The sequence below is a fragment of the Agathobaculum sp. LCP25S3_E8 genome, assembly GCF_052117165.1.
Taxonomy (GTDB): domain Bacteria; phylum Bacillota; class Clostridia; order Oscillospirales; family Butyricicoccaceae; genus Agathobaculum.
On record NZ_JBQKJR010000147.1, the window covers coordinates 1 to 1,174 of the forward strand.

At 42.5% G+C, this 1,174-nt stretch carries 1 protein-coding gene and 1 riboswitch; the gene reads left to right on the forward strand.

Features of this window, described 5'->3' with window-relative positions; genetic code table 11:
- The coding region (locus ACTQ34_RS17975) for a hypothetical protein (protein WP_441364965.1) at window positions 1-303 on the forward strand (303 nt) is incomplete at its 5' end.
- 397 nt (window positions 304-700) lie between these two features.
- A riboswitch (TPP riboswitch) is annotated at window positions 701-806 on the reverse strand.
- Between the last annotated feature and the right edge of the window lie 368 nt (window positions 807-1,174).

A 1,174-nucleotide genomic window follows, 5' to 3' on the forward strand; every position in this document is an offset into this window, starting at 1 on the left:
TTCCTTAAATTCTTTGCTGTAACGTTTCATTGCGATCCCCTCCGTCTCTGTTCGTTCAGTTTAACAGATTTTTGGGGAATTTGCGACTGCACTTACAGGGTACTACTCCAAGTTATTTTGAAAAATCAAAATTCAAATCAAAAGCATGGCACAGCGGCCCATAACCTTTTCCAAGGTGAGGTTGCAAAGCAAGAGCACCCGAAATATAATCCTTTACTCTCTCTGCGGTGTCGGTCAGGAATAGCCCTTTGTGAAATTGAATGCGGTGGTGATGAAAAGTGTACATCCTGTTGGGCATTATGACGGACGCATATAGCAAATGAAATAAAACCATCGGACTTTGTTGTTTTTAATGCTTGGAGTGAGCTTTCAAACACTGCTGTATACTTTTTCTTTTTGATACTTGTCAGTTACGGTGGCAATGCACATATTAACCACATTTTCGGATTCCCTCCAAAGAAACGCTTTCACTTCGACTTTCAGCTCAACGGTAAAAAGTAATCTTCCGGCTCATATCAGAGTGACTGGAGATAGGTTTTACCAGAGGGATATTCTGGATGGCTATTGTGTGATTGTCTTTGTGGATATATCCAAAAGCCACCATTGATTTTTACCATTATTCATACCTCCCAAAATGCAATAAAAAAACGGAAACCACCTTTTATTGGTAGCTTCCGTAAAATACTGCTGTTATTCCCAATATAGCTATATCGGGCATCCCTACGTTGGCATTATCCAAATCAGGTTCTCGGTCGAAGGTCATACCTTCCTCTCAGCCTGTAACACAAGCTCCCTTAGTATTCAATTGGAAAAAAGCGCATTCCATCACGGATATCCCCGGAAATCGAGCTGTGATTCCTACAATGGCATTATCCGTATCGGGTATAAAAGCCAGAGGTCATATCTTCCTCTCAGCTTATTGTATAAGCCTCAGGCCTTTTATAATATACACCCTAATTCAGCTTTTTACAAGAGAGTTTTGAGAGCGATTGAAAAATGTTCATATGGATTGCCTTTCTTCAGCGAGAAGCTTCGACAGGAAACCGCGCAGGTCTAGCCGGAATGGAATAGTCAAGAAAACCGCACACCCAACGAATTCAATTAGGCAACCTGCGCCGGATTTTGCGCCCACCGTGCGCGCTTGCGCAGCGGAGGAAGGTTTTCCTCATTGGCT